Here is a 3,846-nt window from a genome sequence, read left to right as displayed (position 1 = left end):
CCGATGTTTCGGAGGCGGGGCTGCCCGCGCGCGCTGGTGAGCCGGAGGGGTCGGCTTCGGCGACCAACGTCGAAACCAACACCGGCGCGATGACTCTCACTGTGCCCGATGGCGCGGCAAGCGTGACGATCAACGGCACAGCGATCACGGCTATCGGTCAGGTCATCACCACGCCGAAGGGTGCGTTGACGATCACCAGCGTCTCCCCTGGCACGATCGAGTACAGCTATACGCTCAGCGACAACACCTCGGGTAACATCACCGCCGATATCTTCACGGTCACGGTGGTCGACAACGACGGTGACAGCCTGACCCTTCCGCTGGTCATCAATATCGCCGACGATGCGCCGACCGCGCGGAATGACAGCGACAGCTTAGCTGGCGGCACCTTCGGCCCGGAGACGGGCAATGTCATCACGGGCGCCGGCACCACCAGCGGCTCCACCGGCGCCGACACGCAGGGCGCAGACGGCGCCACCGTCACCGCGATCGGCAATGGCACGACGAGCGTCGCTGCGGGCACCGCGATCGCGGGGCAATATGGCACGCTGACGCTGGGCGCCGATGGCAGCTACAGCTATGTCCGCAATCCCGGCACGCCCGGTGGCGTCACCGACAGCTTCGGTTACACGCTGACTGACGGTGATGGCGATACGTCGTCGGCCACGCTGGTCATCACGATCGGCGATGACACGCCATCGACCGATGTTCCCGCCGCGGGCGGCGAGACGACCACGGTTCATGAGGCTGGCCTGCCAGCGCGCGGTGGCGAGAGCGAAGGCTCGGGCAGCGCGGCGAATAGCGAGCAGGTATCGGGCACGATCGACTTCACCTCGCCCGACGGGATCGGCAGCGTATCGCTCGGCGGCACCGTGATTACGCCGGGCGCCCTGCCGCAGACGGTTGCCAGCGATGCGACGGGTACACTGGTCGTCACCAGCTTCAGCTATGACGCGGCGACGGGCACGGGAAGCATCGGCTATACCTATACGCTGACCGACAATACGCTGGCGGACACATCGGGCGTCAGCTTCGCACTGGTCGTGACAGACGCCGATGGCGACGTGGCCAGCGACAGCCTCGACATCACGATCGTCGACGACGCACCCACCGCGCTCGACGATGCCGACAGCGTCACCGAGGATGGCCCCGTTATCGCCGACGGCAACGTCCTTACCGGCAATGGCGGCACCGACCTCAATGCCAGCGACGGTGTGGCGGATGTCCGGGGCGCTGACGGCGCCGTGGTCACCATCACCGGCACCTTCGAGGGGCAATATGGCACGCTCGTGCTCAATGCCGATGGCAGCTATGTCTATACGCTCAACAATGCGAGCCAGCCCGTGCAGGGGCTGTCGGCGGGCGAGACGCTGACCGAGAATTTCGACTATGCCATTCGCGACGGCGATGGCGATAGCTCGGGCGCGACGCTAGTCATCACGATCAACGGTGCCGATGACGGCGTCGTCATCAATGGCCTCGCCGTTGAGGGTGGTGAGCTCGAGGTTTATGAAGACGATCTCGCCGATGGCAGCTCGCCCGATGCGGCGGCGCTGGTCCAGGGCGAAAGCTTCACGATCGACACGCCCGACGGACTCGGCAATGTCACGATCGGCGGCGTTCAGGTCGTGGCCAATGGTGTCTTCACCGCACAGAGCGTGACCACCGCGATCGGGACGCTGTCGATCACCGGCTTCACGCCCGTGACCGGCGCCGATGGTTCCGTGATCGGCGGCACCTTCACCTACAGCTATGAACTGACCGACAATACGCTGGCGCATACGCTTCAGGGCAAGGACGGTGTCGCCGAGAGCTTTGCGGTCGTCGTTACCGACAGCGACGGATCGAGCGCGAATGCCAGCCTCGACGTGCGCGTCATAGACGATGTATCGACCGCCAATGCCGATTCCGGCAGCGTCGCCGAAGGCGCTGTGCTCGTTGTCGATGCGGCCTCGGGCGTGCTCGCCAACGACGTTGCGGGCGCTGACGGCTTCGCCGCGGGGGGCGGAGTCGTCGGTGTCCGCGCTGCGGGCGGCGACACGACAACGCCAGTCGCGACGGGCGTCGGCAACACGATTGCCGGTCTCTACGGCACGCTGACGCTCAACGCCGATGGCAGCTATACCTATGACGCTGCCGCCAATGCGGTGCCTTCAGGCGGCGCGAGCGAGACCTTCGTCTACACCGTCCGCGACGCCGATGGCGACATCTCGACGACGACGCTCGTCATCGACATCTCCGATAGCGGCCTTGCGGCACGCGCGGACGACGTGACCGTGAACGAGGCGGCGCTTCCTGTGATCGGCAGCGATCCGGCGAGCACCGCCGAGACCGCCACCGGCACGCTGGTCGACAATGTGACCGGGGGCACCGGTCCCTTCACCTTCACGCTCGTGGGCTCGGGCACGGGCAGCCTCGGCACGCTGACGCTCGATCCCAATGGCAGCTACAGCTATACGCTCAATCAGGCCCTCGATGGCGTGACCGCGAACAACGGCGCCAACACCGTCGACAATGCCGAGACCTTCACCTTCCTGGCGACCGACGCCGATGGCAACACGGTCACCAGCACGATCACGATCGACGTGATCGACGACGTGCCGGTCGCTCGTAACGACGCGCCCGTCTCGATCGCCGAGGATTCGCCGGGCACGGTGGGCGGCAATGTGCTGGCCAACGACACCCCGGGCGCCGACGGCGCGACACTGACATCGGTCACGATCGGCGGCGTCACGACCGCCATTGCCGCGACAGGCACGACCAATGTCGTCACCGCGAATGGTGCCTACAGCTTCCAGGCCAATGGCGCCTGGACCTTCGATCCCCATTCGGGTCTGAACAATGCGTCGGGCATCGATGCCTCGTTCAGCTATGTCATCACGGATGGTGATGGTGATCAGGCTGACGCGACCCAGCCTGTCACCATCATCGACGGCCAGGTTCCGGTCGCCGGCGCGCCGATCACATTGACGCTCGACGATCAGAACCTGGCCAATGGTTCAACGCCTGCGGCCCCCGACAGCACCTCTGCGAGCATCGCCTTCACACCGGGCTCCGACGCGATCGCAAATATCGTCTTCGGCACCGACCTGACCGGGCTTGGAGGCGGGCTCAGCTGGACTCGCGTCTCGGGCACCCAGATCGTCGGTAAGGACGGCGCGACGACGATCGTCACGCTCGATCTGGTGCGCGTTGGCGACACCGCGCAGGTGACCGCCACGCTCAATGACAATTACGACAGCCATCCCGGCATCAATGTCGACGATATCGCGGCGCTCGGCAGCGTTGGCGTTGTCGCCACCGATATCGACGGAGATACCGCGACGGGCGTCGTCAATGTCGCAGTCTCCGATGATCTGCCCACGACCAATGCCAATGTGCTGGTGCGCCTCGACGACGATGCGCTGACGGGCGGCAATCCCGGCGGCACCGGCGACGATGTCGATGGCCTCAATGTCACCGGCACGCTGGCGCACAGCTTCGGTGCCGATGGCGGCACGATCGCGCTGCTGCAGAGCGGAGCGCCCGCGGGTTTCGTCTATGAGCTTTCGGGCTCGGACCTGCTTGTGAAGCAAAACGGCACGCTCGTCATGACGGTGACGCTCGATCCGGCGACGGGTGCCTACAGCGTCACCCAGAACGCGCCCGTCCGGCACACCGGCGCCGACGAGGACAACAAGGCGTTCAACATCACTTATCACGTCACCGACGGCGATGGCGACACCACCACGGGGACGCTTTCGATCAACGTCGATGACGACAGCCCGACCGCGCGTGCGGATATCGACAGCGTCACCGAGGATGGCCCGCTGGTCGCTGACGGCAATGTGCTCACGGGCACGGGCG

1 protein-coding gene is annotated in these 3,846 nt (G+C 65.7%); it reads left to right on the top strand.

All coding sequences use genetic code 11. From position 1 onward, the window contains the following. A partial coding sequence (locus MKI88_RS21240; protein WP_241633544.1) for an Ig-like domain-containing protein occupies window positions 1-3,846 on the top strand: 3,846 nt, incomplete at both ends.

It is taken from the genome of Sphingomonas sp. LaA6.9, from assembly GCF_022601895.1.
In the GTDB taxonomy this organism is placed as follows: Bacteria; Pseudomonadota; Alphaproteobacteria; order Sphingomonadales; family Sphingomonadaceae; genus Sphingobium_A.
Note: the sequence above shows the minus strand (reverse complement) of the source record. Positions and strands in the feature narration are given on the sequence as shown.